General features: G+C 67.5%; 24 protein-coding genes. 11 read left to right on the top strand and 13 right to left on the bottom strand.

Annotation, left to right across the window (positions count from 1 at the left end; genetic code table 11):
* Positions 1-124: 124 nt before the first annotated feature.
* The 3 genes from QZZ33_RS01525 (at position 125) to QZZ33_RS01515 (ending at position 3,220) form a co-directional block, all read left to right on the top strand.
* Complete coding sequence (locus tag QZZ33_RS01525; RefSeq protein WP_291377709.1) at positions 125-847, top strand: amino acid racemase; 723 nt, start codon at positions 125-127, stop codon at positions 845-847.
* 106 nt (positions 848-953) lie between these two features.
* Positions 954-1,991, top strand: coding sequence for a GNAT family N-acetyltransferase (locus QZZ33_RS01520; RefSeq protein WP_291377708.1), 1,038 nt, complete (start codon positions 954-956; stop codon positions 1,989-1,991).
* Entirely contained in the window at positions 1,988-3,220 is a 1,233-nt protein-coding gene (locus QZZ33_RS01515) for a hypothetical protein (RefSeq protein ID WP_291377707.1), read from the top strand. Before QZZ33_RS01520 ends, QZZ33_RS01515 begins: the two co-directional genes overlap by 4 nt.
* Here the strand turns inward: QZZ33_RS01515 and QZZ33_RS01510 are convergent.
* The 4 genes from QZZ33_RS01510 to QZZ33_RS01495 form a co-directional block, all read right to left on the bottom strand.
* Positions 3,189-4,373 (bottom strand): DegT/DnrJ/EryC1/StrS family aminotransferase, encoded by a 1,185-nt coding sequence (locus QZZ33_RS01510; RefSeq protein ID WP_291377706.1) that lies wholly within the window; start codon positions 4,371-4,373, stop codon positions 3,189-3,191. The genes QZZ33_RS01515 and QZZ33_RS01510 overlap by 32 nt on opposite strands.
* On the bottom strand, positions 4,370-6,523 hold the full coding sequence (locus QZZ33_RS01505; RefSeq protein WP_291377705.1) for a transglycosylase domain-containing protein: 2,154 nt from the start codon (positions 6,521-6,523) through the stop codon (positions 4,370-4,372). Before QZZ33_RS01505 ends, QZZ33_RS01510 begins: the two co-directional genes overlap by 4 nt.
* 228 nt (positions 6,524-6,751) lie before the next feature.
* Positions 6,752-7,069: a hypothetical protein gene (locus tag QZZ33_RS01500; RefSeq protein WP_291377704.1), complete on the bottom strand. Its 318-nt coding sequence runs from the start codon at positions 7,067-7,069 to the stop codon at positions 6,752-6,754.
* A gap of 80 nt (positions 7,070-7,149) precedes the next feature.
* Positions 7,150-8,184, bottom strand: a complete 1,035-nt coding sequence (locus QZZ33_RS01495) for a hypothetical protein (RefSeq protein ID WP_291377703.1) — start codon at positions 8,182-8,184, stop codon at positions 7,150-7,152.
* Positions 8,185-8,417: 233 nt separating this feature from the next.
* On the opposite strand from QZZ33_RS01495, the gene QZZ33_RS01490 reads away from it, so the two are divergent.
* Together QZZ33_RS01490 and QZZ33_RS01485 are read left to right on the top strand one after the other, a co-directional pair.
* Positions 8,418-8,990 carry a PadR family transcriptional regulator gene (locus QZZ33_RS01490; protein WP_291377702.1) on the top strand — a complete coding sequence of 191 codons (573 nt, stop codon included), beginning with the start codon at positions 8,418-8,420 and terminating at the stop codon, positions 8,988-8,990.
* 14 nt (positions 8,991-9,004) lie between these two features.
* Entirely contained in the window at positions 9,005-10,099 is a 1,095-nt protein-coding gene (locus QZZ33_RS01485; protein WP_291377701.1) for an inositol-3-phosphate synthase, read from the top strand.
* A 128-nt stretch (positions 10,100-10,227) separates the two neighbouring features.
* Here QZZ33_RS01485 and QZZ33_RS01480 read toward each other — a convergent pair whose 3' ends face one another.
* From QZZ33_RS01480 to QZZ33_RS01450, 7 genes are all read right to left on the bottom strand, one after another.
* The gene (locus tag QZZ33_RS01480; protein WP_291377700.1) at positions 10,228-10,896 is read right to left on the bottom strand and encodes an SDR family oxidoreductase; all 669 of its coding nucleotides are present in this window, start codon (positions 10,894-10,896) and stop codon (positions 10,228-10,230) included.
* 47 nt (positions 10,897-10,943) lie between these two features.
* Entirely contained in the window at positions 10,944-11,624 is a 681-nt protein-coding gene (locus tag QZZ33_RS01475; RefSeq protein WP_291377699.1) for a hypothetical protein, read from the bottom strand.
* 8 nt (positions 11,625-11,632) lie between these two features.
* On the bottom strand, positions 11,633-13,420 hold the full coding sequence (locus QZZ33_RS01470) for a hypothetical protein (protein ID WP_291377698.1): 1,788 nt from the start codon (positions 13,418-13,420) through the stop codon (positions 11,633-11,635).
* Entirely contained in the window at positions 13,417-13,746 is a 330-nt protein-coding gene (locus QZZ33_RS01465; protein ID WP_291377697.1) for a hypothetical protein, read from the bottom strand. Before QZZ33_RS01465 ends, QZZ33_RS01470 begins: the two co-directional genes overlap by 4 nt.
* A complete protein-coding gene (locus tag QZZ33_RS01460) occupies positions 13,743-13,949 on the bottom strand; it encodes a hypothetical protein (RefSeq protein WP_291377696.1) in 207 nt (68 codons plus the stop codon). Before QZZ33_RS01460 ends, QZZ33_RS01465 begins: the two co-directional genes overlap by 4 nt.
* Before the next feature lie 117 nt (positions 13,950-14,066).
* Positions 14,067-14,726, bottom strand: a complete 660-nt coding sequence (locus QZZ33_RS01455; RefSeq protein ID WP_291377695.1) for a LysE family translocator — start codon at positions 14,724-14,726, stop codon at positions 14,067-14,069.
* 3 nt (positions 14,727-14,729) lie between these two features.
* Entirely contained in the window at positions 14,730-15,368 is a 639-nt protein-coding gene (locus tag QZZ33_RS01450; protein WP_291377694.1) for a DUF805 domain-containing protein, read from the bottom strand.
* A gap of 108 nt (positions 15,369-15,476) precedes the next feature.
* Between QZZ33_RS01450 and QZZ33_RS01445 the strand changes: the two genes are divergently transcribed.
* Both QZZ33_RS01445 and ald read left to right on the top strand, forming a co-directional pair.
* Positions 15,477-16,775, top strand: coding sequence for an MFS transporter (locus QZZ33_RS01445; protein ID WP_291377693.1), 1,299 nt, complete (start codon positions 15,477-15,479; stop codon positions 16,773-16,775).
* A 166-nt stretch (positions 16,776-16,941) separates the two neighbouring features.
* Positions 16,942-18,033: an alanine dehydrogenase gene (ald, locus tag QZZ33_RS01440; protein WP_291377692.1), complete on the top strand. Its 1,092-nt coding sequence runs from the start codon at positions 16,942-16,944 to the stop codon at positions 18,031-18,033.
* Here the strand turns inward: ald and QZZ33_RS01435 are convergent.
* Entirely contained in the window at positions 18,030-19,388 is a 1,359-nt protein-coding gene (locus QZZ33_RS01435) for an acyltransferase (RefSeq protein WP_291377691.1), read from the bottom strand. The two genes, ald and QZZ33_RS01435, sit on opposite strands and share 4 nt — an antisense overlap.
* Positions 19,389-19,391: 3 nt before the next feature.
* Positions 19,392-20,858, bottom strand: coding sequence for a CCA tRNA nucleotidyltransferase (locus QZZ33_RS01430; protein WP_291377690.1), 1,467 nt, complete (start codon positions 20,856-20,858; stop codon positions 19,392-19,394).
* A 132-nt stretch (positions 20,859-20,990) separates the two neighbouring features.
* Between QZZ33_RS01430 and QZZ33_RS01425 the strand changes: the two genes are divergently transcribed.
* From QZZ33_RS01425 to QZZ33_RS01410, 4 genes are all read left to right on the top strand, one after another.
* Entirely contained in the window at positions 20,991-21,530 is a 540-nt protein-coding gene (locus tag QZZ33_RS01425) for an NUDIX hydrolase (protein ID WP_291377689.1), read from the top strand.
* A complete protein-coding gene (locus QZZ33_RS01420) occupies positions 21,527-23,464 on the top strand; it encodes a DUF6049 family protein (protein WP_291377688.1) in 1,938 nt (645 codons plus the stop codon). Before QZZ33_RS01425 ends, QZZ33_RS01420 begins: the two co-directional genes overlap by 4 nt.
* A 22-nt stretch (positions 23,465-23,486) precedes the next feature.
* On the top strand, positions 23,487-25,217 hold the full coding sequence (locus QZZ33_RS01415; RefSeq protein WP_291377687.1) for a lipid II flippase MurJ: 1,731 nt from the start codon (positions 23,487-23,489) through the stop codon (positions 25,215-25,217).
* A gap of 26 nt (positions 25,218-25,243) precedes the next feature.
* Positions 25,244-26,211, top strand: a 968-nt coding sequence (locus tag QZZ33_RS01410) for a hypothetical protein (RefSeq protein ID WP_291377686.1), incomplete at its 3' end; no start/stop codon positions are given.

Raw genomic sequence — 26,211 nt, 5'->3', positions numbered from 1 at the left:
ACTCATGGCGTCGGCCCACGCCCCACCCACTCGCACCCCCTCAGCGCACCCTCGCTTGTGAAAGGCCTTGCATGCCTTCTCACTCCACGGTTTGCCAGACCTTGTGCTCCGCTAGGCTGATCGGGTGATAAGGGAAGTTCCGGAGTCAACGCTTGGCGTGCTGGGAGGCATGGGGCCAGACGCAACGAACGATTTTCTTGGGCGCTTGGCCGCCCTGACTGGCGCGAGTCGGGATCAGGAGCACGTGCGCACCCTGGTGTACTCCGACCCCACCACTCCAGACCGCTCCGATGCGATCCTGGGTGACGGTCCCAGCCCCTTGCCCTGGCTTGAGCGTGGCGTGAGTTTCCTCAGTGACGCCGGGTGCTCGGTGATCGCAATCCCCTGCAATACGGCGCACTACTGGCATGCTGAACTCCAGGCGACGTCTCCCACGCCAATCCTGCACATCGCACACTCCGTGGCGGAGGAACTCTCAGCGAGGCCGTCCTGGCGAAACGTGGCGCTCCTCGGGACGGCGGGGACAATCCGCTCAGGTATCTATTTCGACTACATTGACGCGGCGGGCGTCAGCATCTCGAGGGCGCAATCCAGCCACGCCGAGGCTGCCGTGATGAATGCAATCCGCGTTGCCAAGGCTGGTCGCATGAACGAGGCCAAGGAGATTGTCGCCAAGGAGACCGAGAACTATCCGGCAAGCAATGTCGACGGAATCATCGTGGCCTGCACGGACCTGTCGACAGCGCTCGCCGGGGTGAGTGAACTGCATGGCATCCCCTTGCTCGACGCATCGTCGTGCTTGGCGAGGGCGGCGATCAGTGCGATGAGGTCAGACCAGACGGACTAGACGGACTGTCACGACGCCTCGCGATAGGCAATGCCGACTGTCCCGATGAACGCGATCGCGCCCTCGGCAGCGCGACGCGCCGAGCAATGCCATTAGGCTCGGTGCCATGAAAAGCGGCGACGAATGGGTGGCGTGGCCGGTTGGCGATGAAGTCTTTCTCGCAGCGGCCGCAGCCGCGGGGGTGCAGGTTCCGCTTGAGCAGGCTCCGGTATGGGATCGCTTCGATGCGGCCACCGAGGGGCGCAGTCATCTCGCGCGCCTCGCCGTCGGGCCCGACGGCGGCGCACCCGTCGCGCTCATCAGTCTGAGCGCTTACTCGCTGCGCGGGTTCCCCTACGTGTGGGCGCGTCACGCTCCCCTCATGCTCGTCGAGCCCACGCCCGACGCCGAGTTCGCAGTCCGCGATGCGCTCATCCGCTATTCCAAGGAGGAATGGACCGACGTCGTATTCATGCGCTTGCACGCCCGCCACCGCGCGCCAGACCTGCGCCCGCTGCTGCAGTCCGTGACCTACGACCGCACCGTCGTCATCGATGTGCAGCGGCCCGCCGACGAATACCTGGCATCGCTGTCCAAGAAGTTTCGCTACACCGTCCGCCAGGCGCTCAAGCACGACGACGTCGTGGTCGCCGACGAGACCGAGGCCGCTGCCGCCGACTTCACCGAGCTGCACGAGATTTACCAAGAAACCGCCGAGCGCGACGGGTTCGGCATCTTCGATGCCGAGGTGTACCGCGCCATGGTCGATGCCCTGCAGCCCCACGCCCGCGTCTTCGTGGCGAGACACACGAGCGCGGAGGACCCGCGCGGCAGGGCCATCGCGTGGGCCATCGTGACCGACTACGAGGGCGCGGCGCACTACGTGTACGCGGGGGCAAGCCAGGAGGCGCGCGAACTCGACGCGACCGTGCGGCTGCTGTGGGACGTGCTGGCGATCCTCCGCTCCAAGTCAGTGCGCACCTTCGACATGGGCGGCGTCGACTCCGACCTGGCGCCGAGCCTCGCCAGCGTCGGCCTTTTCAAACGAAAGTGGGGCGCGGAAAGCGCCGTCGATCCGGCCTGGGACGTGCCAGCCAAGCGGAGCACGTACGCGCTGCTCGTGGGACTCCTGCGCGCCAAACGACTGCTGACAGGACGACGATGACGTACGGCAATGACGAGTTCGTCCCCATCCTGCTGGGCACGGGCTTGGGTGCCTACAACATCGCTCGCAGCCTCCACGAGGAGTTCGGCGTGCGGAGTCTGGCGCTCGGCAGGGTTGCCCTCAGGGAGACGTCACACTCCCGCATCGTGGACGTGCGGGCGTCGCGCGAGCTGGACAAGCCCGAGCACATCGTGGCAGAACTGCTGGCGTTGGCCGACGAGTTTCCCGATCGTGCCCTGCTGCTCATCGGGACCATCGAGTACTACGTCAATGTGCTCATCGACTATCGGGAGCGCCTCGGCGAGCGCTTTGTGGTCCCGCTGGTCGACCGCGCGCTCGCTGACCGGCTCATCAACAAGACAGACTTCTACGCCACGTGCGAAGAGGTCGGGGTGCCCCATCCACGCACCGTGGTCCTTACCCCCGATGTGCGCCGCGACTCGGGCGTGGGAGAGGGCCTGCCGTTCTCGTACCCCGTCATCCTCAAGCCGTCCAACACGGACGTTTACCAGCGCCGCAGCTTTCCGGGCAAGCAGAAGATTTACCTGCTAGACGATCCCGCGTCCGTGCGCGAGGTCGCCGAGCGGATTTTCGCGGCCGGCTACGACGACGACCTCATCGTTCAGGAGTACATCGAGGGTGACGAGTCGGTGATGCGCGTGGCCAACACGTACTCAGACAGGAATGGCCAACTCACGTTTGTATCCGTGGGTCAAGTGGTACTTGCGGACCGCGATCCGGTCATGGTGGGCAACTACGACGCCATCCTGACGGTCGACGATCCGGGTCTGGCAGCCTCGCTCGGCACGCTCCTCAACGCGGTGGGCTACACCGGGAGCGCCAACTTCGACGTGATGCATGACCGCCGTGACGGCAGGAGCAAAGTCCTCGAGCTCAACCTGCGCCAGGGGGCGATCTCCTACTACGCGATGGCGGCTGGTGGGAACATCCCCGCGCGCATGGTGAACGATTGGGTCTACGGAACCCCAACAGCGTATGAGGCGACCACGCAGGAACGCCTGTTGCTCAACCTGCCGTACCCGCTCGCGGTGATCTACGCGCCGCGGGGACTGCGCTCGCGGGTGCGGGCAGCGAAACGCCGGGGCTCCAAGCACACGCTGTGGTATCGGCCGGACATGAGCCTCAAGCGGCTGATCACCGTGTTGCGGGTCGACCTGCGCCACGTGCTGAGCACCATCACGCACGCCCGACGCGGCATGAATCGATGACCGCGAGCGCCTGACGTGCGATCTGGCGGGCGCGCTCAGGCTCCACATTCGTGGGCAGGTTCACAAGGCGCGCGATGACGTCCTCCGTCACTGGCTGGGCGTTGTCGCCGGGGCGATACCCATAGACCTCGGGGTCCACCGCGCCGGGGTACAGCCCGGGACGGTACCAATCGCCAGCGACAACCCCCTGCTCGCGCAGGCGCGCGACCACGGCGTCGGCGTCAACGTCGGGCGGCGCAAGGAACGGAAACCGCACCAACGGCTGGCCCGCCGTGATGCCTGCCGGAACCTCGACGCGATCGCCCAACTCCTCAACGTAGGCCGCCACGGCACGGGCGCGCCCGCTCTCCACCCGGGGCAGCGTCAGCATGGCCGAGGCCATGCCGTGAGCCACCCAATCGCTCGCCGCCACGGGCGCGTGGGCCAGGCGCCCCTCCCTCTCGGCGGGCGCCACCGGTGGCGCGAGGACGCTCGTGGCAGTGAGCAGCGCGCGAAGTCGCCTGCTGAGGCCCCTGGGCAAGCGGTTGAGCACCGCGAGTTGATAGCGGTACGTGCGGGCCGCGAGCGCCAGGCGAGGACTAGGGTTCTTGAGCGCGAGCAGGCGATCCACGATCGCTGCGCGCAGTTCACGGTCGGCCATCGCGGGGCTCACCCACACGGCACCGCCAAACTTGGTCGGCAGCATCTTCTCCGCCCCGAAGGAGTGGAAGGACACGTCGGCGAGGGGGGTTCCGTCTGGCCAGATCGCCATGCGGCCCACACAGTGGGCGCTGTCCTCACACACGAGCGCGCCGACGCTCCTCGCGGACTCCGCAAGACGCCTGGCTGCGGACTGGTCGACAATGCCAAAGGTGTGCTGGATGACGACAGCCGCCGTATCGCTCCCTAGTTCGAGCGCATCCGGGTCAAGCGACAAGGTGGCCGGCGACACCTCGGCGTAAGTGGGCGTCATGCCTGCCACGAGGATCGGATCCACCGCCGTCGCACACGTCAAGAACTGTGTGACGACCGCGCGCTCCGTGCCTGTTGCCGCCAGGGCGGCGAAGGCTTCCAACATGCCGTAGCGCGCCTTGAACACAGGAAACCAATCCTGGGCCCGCGTCCCTGTCACGTCCGCCAAATGGCGCGCGACGTCGCCCGACTGGTGCGTCATGGAAGGAGGTCAGCGACCGGGCCGGCGCTGGGCGTCGGCGGTGGGGTGGGCGTGGGCTGCGGGCTTGGCGTCGGCGTGGGCGTCGGAGTCGGCGTTGGCGACGGAGTCGGGGACGGCGTCGGCGTTGGCGTGGGGCTTGGTTCGGGTGTGTTGGCCGTACCGACGCCAGCGCGCGGCGGAAATTCCACCACGGGAGCATCCTGCAGGATCGGGCCCATCATCCACGTCCAGATGCGCACTGGCATCGAGCCGCCGGTGATCTCGCTGAAGCCGCCAAATGGCGTGATCTGTTCCTCCTCGCCGTTGGGGCCCACCTGATACATGCCGACCACGCCCACCTGCTGCGGAGTGAAGCCCACGAACCAGGCGGAGCGGTTGTCGCTGGACGTGCCCGTCTTGCCCGCGACTGGCCGGCCAAGCTCGGAGGCGAAGTGGCCAGACCCCGAGTTGTAGTTGACCACCTGCTGCATGGCATACGTGGCGTCGGCCATGACGTCTGGGTCGAAGACGCGCTCCTGCTGGGGCTCGTACTGGTAGAAGAGATCGCCATTGGCCAGCGTGACTTGCGCCACCATGTACGGCTCGGTGCGCTGGCCCCCTGTCGCGAACGTCGAGTACGCGGACGCCAGGTCGATTGCGCGCGGCGACGCAGAGCCGAGCACGTTGGACGGGTTGGCCTCCAGGCCTGCGGTGTTTTCCGGAATCCCTGCCCTGATGGCGACATCACGGGTCTTGTCGGGACCGACTTCCATGTTGAGCTGCGTGTACACGGTGTTCACCGAGCTCGCGGTGGCCTGCACCAGGTCGATGTCGCCGAAGTTCACGCCTGCGAAGTTGCGAACGGGGCTGTCAAAGCCTGGCACCGTCTTGTTACTGGACCCGTTGTAGACGGAATCGAGCGAGATGTCGTTCTCAAGAGCGGCCACGAGCGCGAACGGCTTGAACGTCGAGCCAGCTTGGGCAATGTCTTGGGTGACGGCGTTGCGCTGAATCTCGAGATAGTCGGCGCCGCCGTACATGCCGGTCACGGCGCCCGTCTCTGGATTCATCGTGACGGCGGCGACCCGTAAGTTGGGAGCTGCGTCCTCTGGCATCTGAGCCACGGCCGCCTCGATCGCTTGCTGCGCGGCCGGGTCGATCGTGGTGACGATGTTGAGGCCCTGGGTCTCGACCTCCTCCTGGGTGATCCCCGTGCGTTCCTCGACCTCGGCGATGGCGGAGCGCAGCAGGTAGCCCTTGGTACCCCCGTAGACGTCGGAGTTGTTGTACTCGATCGTCTCAGGGAACGTCATGCGCTGACGCTCCGCGTCGGTGATCTCGCCCAACTCGACCATGCCGTCCAGCACGTAGTTCCACCGGAACTCGGCCTGGTCCGGATCGAGGCGCGGGTCCCAGCGCGAAGGGGCCGGCAGAAGTCCGGCCAACAAGGCGGCCTCGGAGGCAGTCAGCTCGGACGCGTGCTTGCCGTAGTACTTGCGCGCCGCCGCCTCGATCCCGTAGGCGCCGCGACCAAAGTAGACGGTGTTGATGTAGTTGCCCAGGATCTCTTTCTTGTCTTGCTGGGTGTCGATCTTGAGCGCCAGCAAGGCCTCGTCGATCTTGCCCTTGATGTCCGTGGTGGTCTCTCCCACGTAATAGCGCTCCACGTACTGCTGGGTGATCGTGGATCCACCCTGCTTCTGCCCGAGCACGAGGGACTTGAACAGCGCGCGTGCGGTGCCCCCGGCGTCGACGCCAGGGTTCTGGTAGAACGATCGGTCCTCAGCGGCCACGAAGGCGTTGTACACGTAGGGCTCAAGGGAGTCGATGCTCACGATGGTGCGGTCGGCCTCACCAAGCCGCCCCATCACCGTGGTGCCGTCGGCGTAGAAGACGGTGGAGGACTGGATCAGCGCGACTTCGTGCGCCTCCGGCACGTCGAGGCTCTGGTATCGCGCAAAGAGCGCGATGAAGCCAATCAGTACGGTCGCGAGGCCCGCGATGAGCGCACCGAATCCGATGCGGCGCAACCAGTACTTCCACTGAGGGATAGGCTCGCCGTTCTTGTCCAAGTGCGGGTCGTTGCCGTTGCCGCCCTTGCCGCCTCCATTGCCGCCGCCGGTGCCGCCACGGTTCGCGCCTGTGCGGATCGTGGAACTGGAGTTCCTCACGGAGGTCCTGTGAGCGCCCGACCTCGGCTGGACGCTGGGTGGCTTGGTCGACCGTCGCGTCGGCTGGGTCCCCGAGGCGCCAGCGGCGGGTCGGGTACTTCTCCTGTGCGGCTGTCGGCCGTTTTCACTCACCATGTCAGTGTACGAACGGGGGGCCCTCCCGCCCGGTTCCCACGGCCACAGGTGGGCGACGTTACGGTGACGTTCTTGTCACGACGGCTGAGGGGATCAGCGCTCGGTCGCCAAGCTATACGCAAGAACCAGTGCGACCATCATCACGAAGAACGCGACCGCGCCCATCAACGAGAACCGCTTCCACAGGGAGATGTCCGGGGCCGCTCCCCCACACAGGGCGTCGGCGTCCTCTGTCGAGATGGGGCGAACGGCCCATCCGTGCTCGGTCCAAGTCGCCAACTGGAACTGGCGGCCCCACGTCGCCGTGAGAAACCAGAACACGTGGAAGTACTCGGAAATCATCAGCAGCCGAGTGCCGGGGTCTAGAGGCACCTCGTCGACGTTCTTGCCCCACCCAAAGAAGATCAACATGGTCCCCCCATTGCGCCTGATCGCGCCCCCATGTGAGGTACGTTGCGGCAAGCGTAGCGGCCGGGGGACGAGTGGAGTGGTCACTCCTGAGTGATCGCTTCCCCTGCGTTGAAGTTGTACTGATCCTCCAGGTCGTGAATGCGATCGCAGGGTTGCTCATCGTCCGGCTTCTCCCAGCCGGACAGATGCTCGTACGTGGCGCACTCGGTGCCGGGGTCTTGAAGGTTGATCACCGCCGCGACGCCCTTCGAGTCGGTCAGCCTCAATGCCACTGGGGGGCCGCTCGCGGTGGACACCACGATGCGGTGGCGGGTTTGCGAGCCCAATTCGGTCTCCTCGGAGGAGAACATCACCTGCTCAAGGTCCGTCAGGCAGTACTGGAGGTCGGTGATACGCCAGTTGACCTCTGTCCAATCGCCGCCCACCTCCTTCACTTCGACGGTCGAGATTCGCTGCACGCGCCCAGGCGAACGCAACCTGTCCTGCCACGGCCAGGTCTCGGCGGCCGCGACGGTGTTCGTGGTCGTCAAGACTTCCCAGCACCGGCCGGTCGGAACCTCCCCGCTGTCGGGGATCGCGCGCTTCCCAAACTCCAGCTCGACCACGCCGTGTGCCTCGACTCGCGACACGGCACCCTGGGAGTCGCCCTTGAGAAACAGGTAGACCGAGTCGCCATACGTCGCCGGGGACTCCTCGGTGTACACGGGCACCGTGGTGCTTTGGTCGGTCTGCCACACCGCGGCTGAGCCAGTGATGGCCAAGACCACCGCCGTCACCCCCGCGACGCTCAGCGTCTCCAGGGTGGGGCGCAGGACGGCAACGGCGAGCGCCCGGCGTGCACCCGCCAACGCGCACAAGGCGGCCACCCAGATCACCGCGGTGTTGGCCCACTGGTGGGTGAAATGCTCGAACCTGTAGGCGCTCCTGATGGCGAAGGCACCAATCACCACGGCCGCCACGGTGAAAAGCAAGGCCTCGCCGGAACGATCCCAGGGGACGGCGCGCGCCCGCACCGTGCTCAGCGCCCTCGCTCGCCACGTCGCTTCCTGTGACGACGGGTCATCCGCAGTGGCCTCACTGTCTGGTGGCGCGGATTGGCCGGTTGCGTCGTTCATCCATCCCCCAAGTTGCCTGGCATGACGCTACCAGACGCGCGACCGAGTCGGCCGAGTCAGCGGACTCGCGAGCGGACCCCGGACTTGCGCTCGATGTATCGGCGCGATATAACTGGCAGTGACAACGCGCCGATGCATCGGCACAGCGCTACGTCAACGGCACCGTGTGATGAAGCCGAGGTGGAGATCCGCCTGAGGCCGCGCCACGGTGAGGGGCTCACGAGAGGATGGCAATGCGACGCACCGACGTGCTCACGCTCGCCATTCTGGGAACCCTCGCAGAAAAGCCGCTTCACGGCTACGAGATTCGCAAACGCCTTGGCGCCTCGCTGGGACCGTTCCGTGCTCTCAGCTACGGCAGTCTCTACCCGGCTCTCAAGCGGATGGTGACCGAAGGGCTCATCACCGTGGACGACCAAGGCCCCGACCCGTCGACCAACCGCCGTTCCCGCATCGCCTACCGGCTCACCGACGCCGGCACCACGCAATTGGCCGAGGAGCTCGCGTCGTCCGGGGCATCGTCGTGGGACGACGACGCCTTTGACGTGCGCTTCGCCATGTTCGACAAGACCGACTCGGCCACCAGGCTGCGCATCCTCGAAGGACGCCGCGGCCGCCTGTCCGAACGACTGGAAGAGATTTCGCAGGGCCTCAAGGCCATGCGCGAACGCCACGACCGCTACACCGCCGAGCTGCAAAGGCACGGGCTGGAACGGGTCGAGCGTGAGGTCGAGTGGCTCGACCAACTCATTGAAAACGAACGATCCGCGACTCGCGGCAAGGACGACCCCGCATCAGCGGGCTAGACAAGGAGATAAAAATGGCCAAGTTGCGCGCTGCCATCGTGGGCGTGGGTAACTGCGCGACGTCCCTCATTCAGGGCGTCGAGTATTACAAGGACGCCAAGGCGGGGGACACCGTTCCCGGCCTCATGCACGTCCAACTCGGGGACTACCACATCTCCGACATCGAGTTTGTGGCGGCGTTCGACGTCGACTCACTCAAGGTGGGCAAGGAACTGGTCGAGGCAACCCAGTCCTCCGAGAACAACACCATCAAGATTTGTGACGTCCCGAAGAAGGACGTCCACGTCCAGCGTGGTCACACCTTCGATGGCCTGGGCAAGTACTACAGGGAGATGATCGTCGAGTCAGACGACGCTCCCGTCGACATCGTGAAGGTCCTCAAGGACACCGAGGCCGACGTGCTGATCTGCTACCTGCCCGTCGGCTCGGAGGAGGCCGCCAAGTTCTACGCCCAGTGCGCCATCGACGCCAACGTGGCGTTCGTCAACGCGCTGCCGGTGTTCATCGCCTCCGACCCCGTGTGGGCCAAGAAGTTTGAGGATGCTGGCGTGCCGATCGTCGGCGACGACATCAAGTCCCAGGTGGGTGCCACCATCACGCACCGCGTGCTGGCTCGCCTGTTCGAGGACCGCGGGGTGCGCCTGGACCGCACCTACCAGCTCAACGTCGGTGGAAACATGGACTTCAAGAACATGCTGGAGCGCGACCGCCTCGAATCCAAGAAGGTCTCCAAGACCCAGGCCGTCACGTCGAACATCGACACCGGACCTTTGGCCGGCCTCAAGAACTCGCGCAACGTGCACATCGGCCCGTCCGACTACGTCGCGTGGCTCGACGACCGCAAGTGGGCGTACGTGCGCCTCGAGGGCTCGGCCTTTGGTGAGGTTCCCCTCAGCCTTGAGTACAAGCTCGAGGTGTGGGATTCGCCCAACTCGGCAGGCATCATCATCGACGCGATGCGTTGCGCCAAGATCGCCAAGGACCGCGGCATCGGCGGCCCGATCCTGTCAGCCGCGACCTACTTCATGAAGTCCCCGCCCGTGCAGACAGAGGACACCCTGGGCCGCACGCACCTCGAGGAGTTCATCGCAGGAACGCGCGAGCGCTAGGCGCTTCACGCTCAGCTTTTCGGAACTGGCAGCGCGAGGGCCGGGTCACCTCTCAGGTGGCCCGGCCCTTGCGTTGTCCGGGCGCCGCGCGCTCGGCAAATCCGGGCACGACGCTATCGCGCTGAAACTCAGTGAGTAACCGCCTCGTCCACCGGAGTCGAGCCGCTCACGAGTTCCCACTGACGGCCCACCGAGTTCTCGCTCGTGAGGCATGCGGCCACCACGGCCGCCACATCCGCGCGCGGCACCGAGCCGCGTTCAACCTCCGGCTTGAGCGTCACCAGGCCCGTGGCCTCGTCGTCCGTCAGACTCCCTGGCCTGATGATGGTCCAGGCAAGCTGGGTGGAGCGCAAGGCCGCGTCGGCGTCGCGCTTAGCCGCGACGTATGCCTTCCACGCCTCGCTCGCTGATGACTCGACCAGCCGATCCACGCCGATGGCGGAGACCTGGACAAAGCGGTCGATGCCGAGCGCCCGTGCAGCCTCTTGCGACTTGAGCGACCCCTGGAGATCCACCGTGCGCTTGCGTTCGATGTTGCCGTCCGCGCCGCCGCCCGCCGAGAACACGATCCCGTCGCAACCGTCGAAGGCCTCCAGAAACTCGTCTGCGGAGGCCTCCTCGATGTCGAGGCGCCTGGGTTCAGCGCCCAGCCGCTTCAGTTCGGCCAGCTGTTCGTCGCGGCGGGCCAACGCGACAACCTCGATGCCCGCATCAACGAGCAAGGGGATGAGTTGACGCGCCACTTTGCCTGCACCGCCGACGATCGCCACGCGGGTGGGGGTTCCTGTAAGAGTCATACCAATGTGACGTCGCGGGGGGCACGCGTATTCCGTGCCGTCTACGGTCAGTGGGTACCGACGGGGGTGGCGCCGGGGGCCGTGTCAGCGCCCGTGGGCCGCTCCCGCGGCGCACACCGCGAGCCCGCGACGATCGCGTCCGCAAGGCGGAGCATGGTCTGGGGTATGTCCGCCAAGGGGCTGGTGACCGTGACGAGCATGAGCCGTTTGCTGCCTGGCACGGTGCGCCAGTACTCCGCCGCGAAGGTGTTCAGGGCGTGGTCCGCGAGCGCGGGCGTGACCTCCCTCGCGGCCACCCGCCACCGCCTCGCGGCATAGCCGTCGGCGCACGCCAGGCGCCGCCACTCCGTTGCGTGGTCAAGAGCCTCCATGGCCTTGAGGAACCCGGCGATCACGTCGCCGGGATCGGTGCCCATCACGGGACTCATCCGCACCTCGGCCGGTGCGAACACGGAGACGGCGATGGGGGCAGAAACCCCAGGCGCGATCTCATGGCACAGGAAGGTGGACTCGTGTGCCGCCTGCTCCTCGACGCCGTCAAGCATGGCGTGCAGGGCGTCGCGCAGGCCCGCCCTCGCGCTCGCTAGCTGGTCGGAGCGACCGATGGAGTCTTCCACGAAGGCGTGGATGCGCGTGCTCGTCAGCTCCGGCCGGGAGGGGTCGAGTTGTAGCCAGGTTCCTGGCAGCCTGAGCGTCAGGCGGGGCGCCGACGACGAATCCGGTGGCACGGCGTCCCCTACTCGGCAAAGGCGTATTGAGTGTGTTCCACGTGGGGTACGGCCGCCGTGGCTGGGTCGTCAATCGCGTAGAAGTCGGCAAACAACTGGCTTGCGGTGTCGTCCGCGACCACGTTCGCCTTGAGTGTCTCCACGTAGGCCGCGTTGGCGTGCACGCCGATGGGGTTGGCTAGCAAGGGTGCCGCGCCGTCAGAGCGTGAGCCATCCCACACGCTGAGATGGCGCTCGGTATCAGGGACTGAGTCGATCAGATCCGTGCGGTGAACCACGTCGCTCATGTGCTTGACCTGCAACACGTTGACGTCTTGGGGTATCGCCATGTGGTCGATGGGCGAACCCGCGCAGATGAGGCCCTCATAGTCGTAGCCGCCGGCATTCGCCTCGATCAGCCTCCCCCCGCCGATGCCGCCGAGGCTCCACCCAGACAGCAACACGGGATCGTCTTGAGGAATGCCCGCCTGCGCCATCGCGTCAAGCACGGCCCGCTCGTATTGCGTCTGGAGTTCGGGGAACGCGAGTAACACGAGGTCTGCATCCAGGTCGTTGGGCGCCGGCTTGTCCTCCATGAGCACCCAGTCTTGCGTGGAAGGAACCGTCACAATCCATGCCACCGAGCCGTCCTCCTGAGTCACCTTCGCGATGTCGACGACGGCCCGTTGGTCCCCGCCCACCTGATCCACGAGTCCCGCCCATGACAAGACCTCCGCAGCGTTTGTCGGCGCCGCGGAGTCCAACTGCTTGTGTGCCGCCGGATCCTTGGCGTCCTTGTCTCTAAGCGGGGTGACGGTGGGCGCTGGCTTGGAGGCCTCGTTGGCGACGCGCGACACAAGGGCAACGGCGAGCGGAGGGCACACGGCGCACGCCGCCCCCAAGACCAGGCGGATCTGCGCCATCCCGTCGATGCCGAGCGCCTCCGTCAGGTTGTACATGACCGTCCCCGCCCGCGCCGCCGCGAGCAGCCACAGCACAGCGCCGACGATGATCGCCAGTGCCGCTACCAACACCACAAGGGCGAGTGCCAGCGCCGCGACGAGCAATACCACTAGGGCGACCAGCGCGATCGCGAGCACCACCGCCGTCAGGAACAGTTCCACCGCCGCCACGACGGCGTCGAGTACCGCGACAAGGAAGTCGCGCGCCCACATGTCGATGTCAATCAGCAACTGGCCAGCCGCAGAGATCACGCGCCCGAGATGATCCATGAAGCCGTCATTGGTGCCGTCGAATGAGTCGACGATGCGTGCGATGGCATGCTGAGCGGCCGCGTCCAGGTCTTCCTCGACCCGCCGGTAGTCGGCGCGCGCGGACTGCACGGCCTCGAGTGCCGCGTCCCTGCGTGAGCTGGCCACCCGATACCCCGTTTGAGCGATGTCAAAGTCAGCACGGTGTTCGGAATCGAGAAGGGCTCGCTCCAGACCGGCGGCCGCGTCGTCCGCCTCACTCTCGGCCCACTCGTAGTGACGGACGGCCTCGCGTTCGCGGTCGATGACGGCGCTCGCGGTCCGGTGGAAGTGCTCCAGATCAACCACGTACTCCCGCAGCGCCGATGTGGTGCCTTGGTAGCGCACCTGAGCCGCGATCAGGCCCGACTCGGCCTCGCCCGCAGTCTGGACGAGCTCCGCCATGGCGAGACCCTGTCCGTCAAAGACGGCGTCGAGCAAGTCCTGTGCGGCGCGCTCGATCAACGCCTGGGTCTGCGCGTAGCGGTCTACCGAAGCTGCGAGCGCGACTGGGTTGCCAGGAGGCACAGCGGGCACGTCCGGCCAGGGGATCGGCGGGTACATCATGCCTCGACCACCACGCCCCGAGGCCGCGTGCGTGGCCCGTTCGCCGCGCAGCGCAACTGGGTGGCCGTCTCACTGTCGAGATCGGCAAACGTGTCGTTCACGGCGTCGAAGGCGTCGGCAAGGCGATCCAGCACGTGCGATGTGCGCTCTCGATGGATGTCCCACTGGTCCGCGAAGGCCACCACCCGGCGTGCCAAGCCGGCATGACCTACGTGCTCCGCCGCGTCGTGCGACTGAGTGCCGGCGGTGCGGAAGTCAGCCACGACCGCCCGCACCGTGACCGCCACCTGGCGCAGGGCGTCGCCCTGGACGGCGAGGTCGGTCATGGCGCGGCCGGTATGCGCGGGCCCTGATGCCACAGGCGGGAGTCCAGCCTCGCGGCGAGAGCCGCGAGGCCCTCATCCGGGGGGTCGGAGGTGGCGTGGCCGGTGGCCAGATCGGGACAGAGGCCCTCCGCAAGGCGGGTCGCGATGCGCGCGATCGCTCCACTCGCACGCTCGCTCGCTTCCTCAGTGTCTGCTTGCTGCACGGTTCCCCCTTGGCGCTGGATGACACCGCGAAGGTAGCTGGCGCCTCACGCCAGAGGGAGGGCGCGCTGCTTCAGACTGTGGAGAAGAGGCAGATACTCAACCTGTGGACGACGGCCTCAGGCCACCCGGCGCGATGCCATCAACACCACACCCAGCGAGCCGATCATGACTCCGCCAGCGGCGCGCATCCGCTCAAGACGCCGCGGCGAGCGAGCAAACCAGGTCCTCGCTCCAGAAGCGGCCAGCGCGTAGGCACCGTCGCTGATCAGCGCGATCACGGCAAACAGCAGGCCCAAGAGCAGGATCTGCGCCCACGCGGGCCCGGCGGCGGGGTCCACAAATTGGGGCAGCACCGCAGCGACAAAGACGAGCGTCTTGGGATTCGTCACACCCACCGTGAACGACTCTCCCAGCACCCGTCTCAAGGGACGATCAGGCAGGGCCACCGCCGCGTCGGCCGCTGCACCGTCGGCGAACTCAAGGCCATCGCGCCGATGACGTACCGCCTGCACCCCGAGGTAGACCAAGTAGCCGCCCCCCACGAGCTTGAGCACCACAAACGCCGTGGCCGACGCCGCGATCACCGCGCCGATGCCAGCCGCCACGAGCGCCGCATGCACCAGTTCGCCCCCGGTATTGCCCACCACGGACAGCAACGCATCGCGCCTTCCGTGTTGAAGCGCCCTGCCCACGATGAACAGCACGCTTGGCCCTGGAATCACGATGATGACGAACGCGAGCGCGCTGAAGGCCGCCAGCGTTCCCCACGAGATCACCCACTACCTCCCTGGAGCGGAGAACGGATCGTCAGGATGCGCGGGAGGCCGCGAGGGCGGGCCTTGCGGGGGCGGCGGAAAGCCCGTCGCGGGAGGCTGCGCGTATGGCGGAGGCGGGATTGGCTGGCCGGGCTGCGCGTACTGCTGCGGCTGCGCGTACTGCTGCGGCTGACCGTAGCCGGGACCCATGTAGCGCTCGCCTGCCTTGGGGTCGGGGCCGTAGAAGTTGTCGTGGGGCTCGCCCTCCAGCACCGCTAACACCAGCAAGACGACGCTGGCGCCTGGCACGAGCCCGATGAGCAACCACACTCCCGAGCGGCCGGTGTCATGCAATCGGCGCACCAGCACGGCGAGCGACGGAATGAACAACCCAATGCCCACCACCAGCATGGGGATCAGACCCACGACGAACAGTCCCCAGTTGATGGACTCGAGGCCCTCATCCGTGATCGCCCCACTCGCGTCAGTCTCGCCCACAGCGGGAAGGATCGCCGCGAAGTACATCACAAAGAAGAAGATCTGTACGGGAATGGTGACCAGCATGCTGAAGAGGTAGAACCACCAATACTCAGCGCGCCGCGCGCGCCCGGAGAACGTCGCGTACTGCCGGAACACCGACTTCACGGCTTGGCCGAAGGACATGCACCCCACCTACCTTTCAGGCACCCACGCTAGCGCCGATTGCCCCCCTTTGGTGAACAACGTGTGCACGCGGCTAGCGGAGCGGATTTCACGCCCTAGCCTTATGCCATGTCTTACTCGTCCGACCTGGCCCACCTGTGGAAGTCGCAGGGTTTCAGGCGCCTCACACGCGTGCGCGTCGTGTCTCAGGCGGGCGACGGTGCCTTCCAGTTCGGCATCGCGACGGCCTTCTTCTTCTCGCCGCAGGAAGCCACCACACCCGCCGACATCGCGATCGGCTTCGCCGTCCTGTTCGCTCCCTTCACGCTGATCGGACCTTTCGCCGGACCCTTCATCGATCGCTGGCATCGCCAGCGGATCGTGTTGGCGGGCAACATGGTGCGCCTCGCGATGGTCGGCGCGATCGTGGCAGCGGTCGCCGCGGACGCGCCCCGCCTGTTCCTGTACGTGCTCGCTCTGGCGACACTCTCCGTCAACCGCTTCCTGCTTGCCGCCTTGTCTGCTGGGATCCCCCAAGTGGTGGACAGGGACGATCTGCTGGCAGCCAACGCCATCATGCCGACGCTCGGCACCATTGCGGCCGCGCTCGGCGGCACCATCGGCGGCATCGTCGCGTTCGTGGTTCCTGGCGTCTCTGACGACCACAAGGCCCTGCTCGCCTTGGGCGCGGCGGGGCTGGCCTTCGGACTTTCGTCGTGGGCGGCCACCGCCCTATCGAAGCGCTCGCTCGGGCCCGTACGTCTGCTGGACGCGGACCACGTCGCCCAAGAGGCCGCTCACGTGCTGGTCGAACTGCGAGACGGCTACCGGCACCTGCGTGAACGCGCCACTCCGTTCCACGCGCTCGGCGTCATGGCGGCCGCGCGGCTCCTGTACGGCCTGATGTTCGTGGCGTCGATCCTGATCTCCCGCCACGTGCTGGGAGACTCGTCCGATGCCGAGGGCGCGATCGGCAAGTTCGCCATCGTGGTGGGGTTCGCCGCTGTGGGATTCGGCCTAGCCGCCGTGATCACCCCAGCCTTCTCTCACAGAGTGGAGCGCCACGACTGGGTAATCGTCTGCCTCCTGCTCGGCGCCGCTGGCCAGGGTCTGCTTGCCGTGACGTCCGAACCATGGGCGCTGCTGAGTGCCGCGGTCATCGTCAGTTTCGCCGTACAAGGCGGCAAGATCGCCGTCGACACCATCGTGCAACGCGACACGGACGACGCGTATCGGGGCCGCGCCTTCGCGCTCTACGACGTCGCCTACAACACGGCATTCATCACGGCCGGCGGCATCGGCGCCTTGGTCTTGCCAGCGAATGGGTACTCGCGGACCGTGATGGCCGCCTTGGTGCTCGCCTACGTGGTCTGCGCCGCCGCCTACTGGCGCGCCCCTCGAGTACCCCGCATCACGGCGGACGCGTAACGGCCGATCGCCCTCTGCCCGCTGTGCCGCCCATCAATGGAGTTCGCTCCGCCGGTTGCGGTCGGCGCAGAATCTTCGACACTTGAGGGGTGGGCCGAAACCCACCGGCACTGCGGCTGTCGACCCCATCGGCCCCGCGGCGCCCTCAAGCACCGAGGAGAGCATCATGCGCATCGGCATCCCTGCTGAAGTGAAGAACAACGAGACGCGCGTCGCCGCGACACCTAGCGGCGTACACGCCCTGGTGGCCGTGGGGCATCGCGTGCTCGTCCAAGCGGGAGCCGGAGTCGGCAGCTCGTTCACCGACCAGGAGTATGTCGACGCTGGCGCAGAGATCGTCACGGCGCAGGACGCCTGGGACGCGGACACCGTGCTGAAGGTCAAGGAGCCCGTCGAGTCCGAGTACGGCTACTTGCGCCCCGGCCTGACGCTCTTCGCGTATCTCCACCTCGCCGCGAACGAGGCGCTTACCCGCGCGCTCGTGGAATCGGGGACCACCGCCATCGCGTACGAGACCGTCCAGCTCGCCGACGGGTCGCTGCCGCTCCTCGCGCCGATGTCGGAGGTCGCCGGGCGGATGGCCACGCTCGTGGGCGCGTATCACCTCATGTCCAGCCAAGGCGGCCGAGGAGTGCTCATGTCAGGAGTGCCAGGAGTACGGCCTGCCAAGGTGGCCGTGCTGGGCGCGGGCGTCGCCGGCTGGGGTGCGACCGGCCAGGCCGCAGGGATGGGAGCGGACGTCACCGTGCTCGACCTGTCGGTGCCGCGGTTGCGGCACATGGACGACGTGCTGGGCGGCCGGGTGCGCACGGTCGCCTCCAATCCCTTCGAGGTGGAGCGCACCGTGCTCGAGGCCGACCTGGTCATCGGTGCCGTCTTGGTCCCGGGGGCACGCGCGCCCCATTTGGTGTCGCACGGTTTGGTGAGCCGCATGAAGCCAGGGTCCGTGCTCGTGGACATCGCGATCGACCAGGGTGGCTGCTTCGAGGACTCGCGGCCCACCACCCACGCCGACCCGACGTACCCCGTCGAGCGCTCCGTGTTCTACTCAGTGGCCAACATGCCAGGCGCCGTGGGGAATACCTCGACGATCGCCCTGACGAATGCGACCCTGCCCTACGCGCTGGCGATCGCGGCGCACGGCTGGGATGCGGCGTCGGCCGCTGACGAGGAACTCGCCAAAGGACTGGCGGTGTCCGGAGGGCTCATCCGCAACGGCGCCACTGCGGCCGCCTTCCCCCACTTGCCTGCCGCCTAGCGCCTGGTCGACACCGCGAGCCGGGTGACGACGGCCGACGCCGCCACCAGAGCGGCCGCCGCCCACGACGTCATCGGCACCCCGACCACGTGTGCCACATACCCGGTGGCCAGGCCCCTGAAGCCCGTGGCCGCAAAGCCGATCATCCCGACGATCGCGCACGCCACTCCCACCACCGCGAGCGCCGATCGAGCGGCGGAGGGACCGACCACTTCGGAACGCGGCGGCGGTCGGTCGAAGCGCCTGAACACCGCCACGAGCGCGGCGACCACCGCGAGGAACGGCACCAGCACGGCGAGCTTGATCCACCAGAACGTGGCCGTCGTGGGCGAGTCGTCAAGAGTGACGCCCGCAATCCACAGCGCGACGAACACCGCGATCAGCGCCGTGAAGTGCCACAGGAAGGCCGTCATGGCGACCGCCCCACCCGCGATCACCGCCCTCCATGGGCCTCGCCGCGCCAGCCAACGGGTCACGAACGGGCGGATGAGCAGCAGCGCGCCAGCCTGGGCCACGCCGAACGCGAGCAGCGACACCGTTGGCGGGGCGAGGTTTGAGAGAGTCTCGCCCTCGTAGGACACCATTGCGACGCCGTAGGGACCGAAGGCCGCGAGCGCCGCGATGGTGGCCGCTCCCACCGCGACCATCGCCGCACCCAGCCGCCTGCCTCGGCCGGGCTCTGACACTGACCCGGCCACGCCGTCGGCGTAGAAGAAGCCCAACTGGTGCAGGGCCAGCCACACGAACGCAAAGTTGAGCCACTTGACGCCACCGACATCGGCCGCGAGGCGCAAGACGTCCACGAGTGCGGCCGCGGCCACCAGCGCGGCGAGGGCCCGCCAGCCGAAGCGCTCGTGCGCACGCAACAGCGCCGGGGCGAAGGCGGCGGCGATCAGGTAGATCCCGATGAACCAGAGCAACTGGCCCGCGATCTGGAGCACGGGCCCGATCTCGAGCCTGTCCGCCACGGCCGCGTCCACCACGAGCCCTATAGCGACGCCCACCCCCACAAACACGAGGGCTGGCCGCACCAGACGCGAAATGCGCGCGTAGACAAAGTCGGCGTAGCCGCCGCCGCGGGCGCGTAGGGACCTGATCGACGTGGCATGGGCGAAGCCGCCCACCACAAAGAAGATGGGCATCACTTGGAGCAAGAGGGTGCCCCACCGCGTCCACGGCGCGAGCTCAAGAACGTTGGTGAACTCAATCTGCGCCGGGTCGGCGTGCGGGTGCAGGAACACCACGGCCATGAGGAAGTGGCCCAGGATCACCCCCAGCAGCGAGGCGACCCGAAGGAAGTCGACGAAGCGATCCCTCGTGTCAGGCGTCGCGCTCGCGATCGAGTCAACAGTCATCGGTCAGCCGCTGGCCCGCGCGGCCCACCAGGCCCGAAGTTCCGCCCGCGCCCGCTCGTCCCCCAGCGGCCCGTGCTCCATGCGCAGCTCAAGCAGGTGCTTGTACGCGAGACCCACGTCGCGGCCGGGGCCGATGCCCAACTCAGCCATGATCTGGGTGCCGTCCAGGTCGGGACGGATCGAATCGATCTCTTCGCGGGCGCGCAGTTCGGTGATGCGGTTCTCAAGATCGTCGTAGGCGAAAGCGAGTCGCTCGGCCTTGCGCCGGTTGCCGGTCGTGACGTCGGCCCGCGTGAGGCGGTGCAGTCGCTCAAGCTCCGCGCCCGCGTCGGTGACGTAGCGCCGCACCGCCGAGTCGGACCAGCGTGCGTCCCCGTAACCGTGGAACCGCAAGTGCAGTTCGACCAAGTGTGCGACGGCCTTGATGGTGTCCTTGTCAAAGCGCAGCGCCTTGAGTCGCTTGCCTGCCAACTTGGCGCCCACCAGTTCGTGGTGGTGGAAGGACACCCCTCCTCCCGGCTCCATGCGACGAGTGGCAGGCTTGCCGATGTCGTGCAACAGGGCGGCCAGGCGCAACACGAGGTCTGGCCCAGGCACCGCTCCTTCCGGGCCCGTCTCCAGGTCGATCGCCTGCTCCACCACGGTGAGCGTGTGTTGGTAGACGTCCTTGTGACGGTGGTGTTCGTCGACCTCCAGCTGGAGCGCGGGCAGTTCTGGCAGCACGTGGTCGGCAATTCCGGAGTCGACGAGCGCCGTCAGTCCCTCCCGCACGCACGCGCCCATCATCAACTTGGTGAGCTCGTCCCGCACTCGCTCCGCAGACACGATCCCGATCCGCTCGGACATGGCATGCATGGCGGCGAAGGTGGCGGGCTCGATATCGAAACCCAGTTGGGAGGCGAAGCGGGCGGCGCGCATCATGCGCAGCGGGTCGTCCCCAAAAGACAACGACGGTTCGATGGGGGTCCGCAGCAGCCCGCCGGCGAGGTCTTCGAGGCCCCCAAAGGGATCCACGAACTCGCCGCTTGGCAACCGCACGGCCATCGAGTTGACGGTGAAGTCGCGTCTGGCCAGATCGCCCTCAAGCGAGTCACCGAACGCGACGACGGGCTTGCGGGTGGCGCCGTCATACTCGTCCGCTCGGAACGTGGTGATCTCCACCACGAGGTCCCCTCGCCTCCCGCCGATGGTGCCGAACTCCCGGCCCATGTCCCAGGTGCTGCGCGTCCACTCCTTGAGGAGCCGCTCCGTCTGGTCGGGCTTTGCGGAGGTCGTGAAGTCGAGGTCGGCGCTTGATCGTCCCAGGAATGCGTCGCGCACGGGGCCGCCCACCAGGGCGAACTCGTAGCCAGCGGAGTCGAACAGCGCGGCCAACTCGGCGACCTCTGGTGGCACGGCGGCTCCTAGCGCCCCGGCCCGCGCGGTAAGCACCTTGCGGGGTGGAACGGACGGTGCGGAGTGGGCGGTCATGGGTACCAGCATCCCAGAGCCGGGGAGGCGTGACGTCGTGGGTGTCACCATGGAGGTTGCGACGACCCCGGACAATCCCCGCGAGGGCAGGCACTGCCGGTCGCGCGGCTCTGCCCCGGTTAGAGTTGGGCCATGCCGGACTCGCCGATTCCCCGACCAAGCCGCATGCCGCGGGCCCCGGCGGGCGCCACGATTCGTCGCAGGAGGGCGCAAAGGCTTGCTGGCCAATTGCCCGTGTCTCGCGAGGTATCTGCGGGTGGCGTGGCGGTCAAGATCGAGGACGGCATCGCGTACGTCGCGTGCATCGGGCGCCGAAACCGGGCGGGGCGGCTTGAGTGGTGCCTGCCCAAGGGCCACATCGAGGGTGCCGAGACGCCGGAAGAAGCAGCCGTGCGTGAAGTGGCGGAAGAAACTGGCATTGCGGCCGAGGTGGTGCAACCCTTGGGCGTGATCGACTACTGGTTCACCGGCGACGACCGCAGGGTCCACAAGAAGGTCTACCACTACTTGCTTGAGGCCATCAGCGGCACCATCACCACGGAACACGATCCCGACCAAGAGGCAGAAGTTGCCGCATGGGTGCCGATGCAGGAGTTGCGCACCAAGTTGGCCTTCCCCAACGAGCGCAAGATGGCGCAAACCGCAGCCGAGCTGCTCACTGCGAGGGCGTGAAGGCGGTGTCAACTCCTTGGTCGCGGCTCGCCAGCGTGGCAGTGGTGGCCATCGTGTGCGGTGTCGTGGGTGCGGGGGTCGCTGGCGCGGCGGCTCTGCCGGAGCGTGAGCTGCCCTCGGCCGAGCAGGTCGACGTGGCCGTCGACGCGGCCATCGTTGGCCAGTTCCCCGCGACGGCCGACCCTGATACCCGCACGGGCGTGCTCGTCAACGTCGGCGCCCCGCTCACCGATCTCGCGAAGGTCTCGACCACTCTGAGCGTGACGGACGCGCCTCTGGAGTCAGCCGCCGCGATCGAAGCGTTCGTCGAAGACCCACGTTCCGCCGCGAGCCGCCCGGTCGCGGAAACGGCCGTCACGGCGTCGTCCTCGTCATTGCCGCTGCCGCCTGGGACCTTGCCCGTAGGGTCCAGCACCACGGTCGCACTGTCCGCCGCTGCGGGGGCGCTCGACCTGCCCGCCGACGAGTGGGGCGTGTACGGCCTGACGGTGTCGGTCACGGTGGGAGACACGGTGGTGTGGTCGGAGGCCTCGCCCCTCACGTGGCAACCGGAACTGGTTCCCTCCTTGAACGTGACAGTGGTGGCCTCCGTCACCGGTCCGCCGGCACGTGTCGAGTCGCTACTCGCGGCTGCGAGCGACGAAAGGGTGACGCTCTTGGTCGACCCCTCAGCGCTGACCGCTGGCCAACGACTGGCGCTCGACAGACGCGAGGCCTACGCGTTGCCAGCAGGCAACCTGGACGTCACGAGTGTCGCTCATGCGAAGGTGCCCACACTCCTCGATGCCGCTCTTGCCGAGTCTCACCGGTACACCACGCTGCCGTGGTTGGCCGTCGCCGCCGCAGCGGACGACGCGACGGTGGCCTTGGCGACGACGGCTGGCGCAGTGGCGACAATGGCCGACGCGCGATGGGCCAGCGTCAAGTCCCCGGTGGCGTCGGTGGTAACGGCCGAGGCGCCGGACGAGGTCGCGTTCGCGCCGGTGGTGCTGCCGGACGTCGAGTTGTCCCTCGCCCTCGCGACCCAGCCGCCCGCTCAAGCCTCCGCGACGGCCAGGGTGCTGGCGGTCGCCGCCCTGTGCGCTGGGAACGGAGACGGCTCTGTGGTGGTCGCCCCTGGAGACGGTTGGATCGTTGACGGCACTGGGCCATCGCGCGCAGTCGAGGCGCTGCTCGACGCGCCGTTCGTCACCCCGAGGCCGCTCACCGCAGCTCTCTCTGACGCCGACCGGCCATCGCTCGACCTGCCAGCGACCACGGCCAAGCGTGACGACGCAACCGCCGATCAGGCCGTGGGCGCCGTGTCAGCGCTCGACCGCTTGAGCGTGATGGGAACCGCGGCCGACGCGCCTTCCGCGATGGTGGCCGACGCCAGACGCGCAATGTTAGGTGCGATGTCGTTGTCCAATCGCGCCGACCCTGACCGCAGGCAGACCGAGTTCACTGCAGCGATCGAGCAGGCGAACGCTGTCATTGGCTCCGTGACCGTCACCTCGGGAAACACCCTCCACCTGGTGTCATCCTCAGGCGAGGTGCCCGTGACCGTACGCAATGACCTCGACGTGCCCGTGACCGTGAGGGTCGCGATGATGTCGCGCTCGCCCATCCTGGTGACCAAGGCCCAGCCCACCGCCACTGTGGAGGCGGGCACAGAGGTCACCGTCCTGGTGCCGGTCACGGCGGTCTCCAACGGAGACGTCAATGCGACCGTCGCGCTGCGTAACGAGGAGGGCCAAACGGTCGCGGTGGCCGAGACGCTGCGGGTCAAGGTGCGTGCGCAGTGGGGCAATGCCGCCACCGGCCTGTTCACCGCAGCGCTGGCGGTGCTCCTCATCGCTGGCATCGTCCGCACCGCGCGTCGAGGGCGAAAGGACACTCGGGTGCGACCCGCCGACCCGACCCGCGTAGCGGGCGCGTCCGACGTCGATTTGTGATCCACCGGGGACAATGTCACGCATGACCTCAGACACTGGCGACGCGACCCCGCCCGTGGACCCCACAGGTCCCGGCGATAAGACCGGCACCGGCACCGCGTCGTCCGGGCGCGTGGGCCGCCACACCATGGTGATGGCGTCCGGCACTCTCGTGTCGCGGGCCCTGGGTCTGGTGCGGTCCATGCTGCTTTTCGCGGCGATAGGCCTCACCGGTTCCGTGGCCGCCGAGGCCTACGGGGTCGCCAACAAGCTACCCAATGTGATGTTCGCCGTCCTGGCGGCCGGCGTCCTCAACTCGGCATTGGTGCCGCAGATCGTGCGGTCGTTCCAGGCCGACCGTGTCCGCACGGTGCACCGGATCCTGACACTGGGCGGCGTGGGGATGCTGGCCGTCACCACGCTGCTCACCGTGACGGCGGGGTTCTGGGTGAGGGTCTACTCGGACGGCTGGGGTCCAGAGCAGACCGCGCTTGCGACCGCCTTCGCGTTGTGGTGCATCCCGCAGTTGCTGTTCTACGGCCTGTACACGCTGTTCGGTCAAGTCCTCAACGCCCGCGAGCAGTTCGGGCCCTTCATGTGGGCGCCGGTGGCGAACAACGTGGTCGCGATTGCCGGTCTGGCCGCGTTTCTGGTGATCTTCGGTCCATACGCGCTGGACGAGAGCGCCTCCGTGCAGGCCATCGTCGACGAGTGGACCACCGGCAAGATTCTCTTGGTGGCCGCAGTCGCCACTCTTGGCATTGCCGTGCAGGCGCTCGTGCTGATTCCGCCGATGATCCGCGGCGGCTACCGCTGGCGGTGGGTATGGCGCGGCCCCAAGGGGGAACTCAGCACCGTGACAAGGGTTGCTGGCTGGGCCTTGGGCGCCGTGCTGGTCGAGCAACTCGCCGTGCTGCTGATCACGCGGGTCGCCACCGCCGCCCAGGCCGCCGCGCCAACCGACCCTGGCGTCGCTGGTGTGTTGGCGTACGACGCGGCTCTTGGCATCTTTCTTGTTCCGCACTCGCTCGTGTCGATCTCGTTGATGACGGTGCTGTTCACGCAGATGTCGCGCCACGCCGCGCTCGGCGATGTGAGCCGGGTGCGCGGCGTGATGAGCGAAGGCGTGCGGATGGTCGGCGTCTTCACCATGCTCGCCTCCGTCACCATGGCCGTCACTGCGCCCCACTTGGTACGGGTGCTGGCACCCACCGTGCAGGCCGAGTCGGTCGAGGCCGTCGCATGGGTGTTGCGCCTCATGGTGATCGGACTGGTGCCGCTGGGCGCATCGCTCATGATCAGGCAGGCGTACTTCGCGCTCGAGGATGGTCGCACCGTGTTCCTCATTCACATTCCCATGGCCCTCGCGTGGCTCGCAGTGGCGTACGGGATTCAGGCTTTCACCGAGCCCCAGTGGTGGGTGCGCGGCATCGCACTGGGCTTGGCCGCGACGAACACCGTCGCCGTGGTCTTGCGCTTGTGGGGATTGCGTCGGCGCTTGGCTGGGGTCGACGGTCGGCGCATTCTTGTGACCCATGCGAAGGCGCTCGTTGCCGCGATTGCTGCCACCGGCGTCGGCGTCGCGCTCATGATGCTCGCGCCGCGCACCTACGCCGAGGAAGGCGCACAAGCGGTCGCTGTGAGCGGGCTACTCACCATCGGCATCGCTGGCGCCATGGCCGTGCTGTACGGCGTCGCTTCGCGCTTGCTGCGAGTTGAAGAAGCGAACGCCGTGGTGCGCGCGGTGAACCGCCGCCTGCGCCGCGTACGATGAAGGCCGGAAAAGTCGAGAGAGGGGTGATGGTGCAGGCCGGAGACACGATCGGGCGCCGTTTTCGGCTGGTGCGTGACGAGGAGTATGACATTCCTGGCGCGTCCGTGTTTGTGGCGCGCGACCTCCGTCTGAATCAGGACGTGACGGTCCACGTCGTCTCCTCCCTGGCGCCGTCTTCCGTGATTCGCGCCGCCCACCGCGCCCAAGTGGTGCGAGACCGCCGCCTCACGCGCGTCTTGGCGGCTGGGACGGAGACGCGGGACGGCGATCGCCTCAACTACGTGGTCAGCGAACGCCCTGCCGGGGTCAGGCTCGACGCCCTCCTCGGCCAGGTGGCGTTCCTGCCGGAGACCGCCGCTGCCATCGTCGGCGAGGCGGCCGCAACCCTGAGCGTTCCCCTGCGAACAGGCGTGCATCACGGGATGATGCGGGCGCAGGCGATCACGATCACGCCGCGCGGTCGCGTCATAATCTCCGGGCTTGGCATCGAAGGCGAGCTGGGCAGTCAGGCGGCCCTGGGTCGCGGGCGCAGCGAGCGCGTTGACGCGGTAGCGCTCGCCCGCATGTTCGTCGCCGCCGTCACCGGCATGGACGCTGACGACGTCACAGCCCCCGACCTCCCGGACGATCTCACCAAGCCCGCTCGCGAGTTGTGCGAGGCGCTGCTGAAGGGCTCGGGTCCGCTCACTCTCGCGCACATCACCGACGCCCTGGGAACGGGGAGCACCTTCGCACTGCGCGCCATGGCGGTCGAGGCGCCGACGCTGTGGTGGCCGCCAGCACCAGAGATCATCGAGCAGGTTGACGAGGGTCTCGCGGGCGAGACGGTCGCGGAGGAAGCGGCCTCGGAGGAGGCGGAGCAGGAGGCGGAGGACGCCGCCGACGACGTCGGCAGCGCCATCGCCCTTGTCGAGCCGGTCGACCCCGCATCCACCAGACTCCGCACCCGCTTTGGCGGGGCCGTGGACGACATCGACGAGTTCCACGACATCGT

It is taken from the genome of Demequina sp., assembly GCF_016278775.1.
Classification (GTDB): Bacteria; Actinomycetota; Actinomycetes; order Actinomycetales; family Demequinaceae; genus Demequina.
The sequence above is the reverse complement of the archived record's forward strand: the minus strand, read 5'-3'. Positions and strand labels throughout refer to the sequence as shown.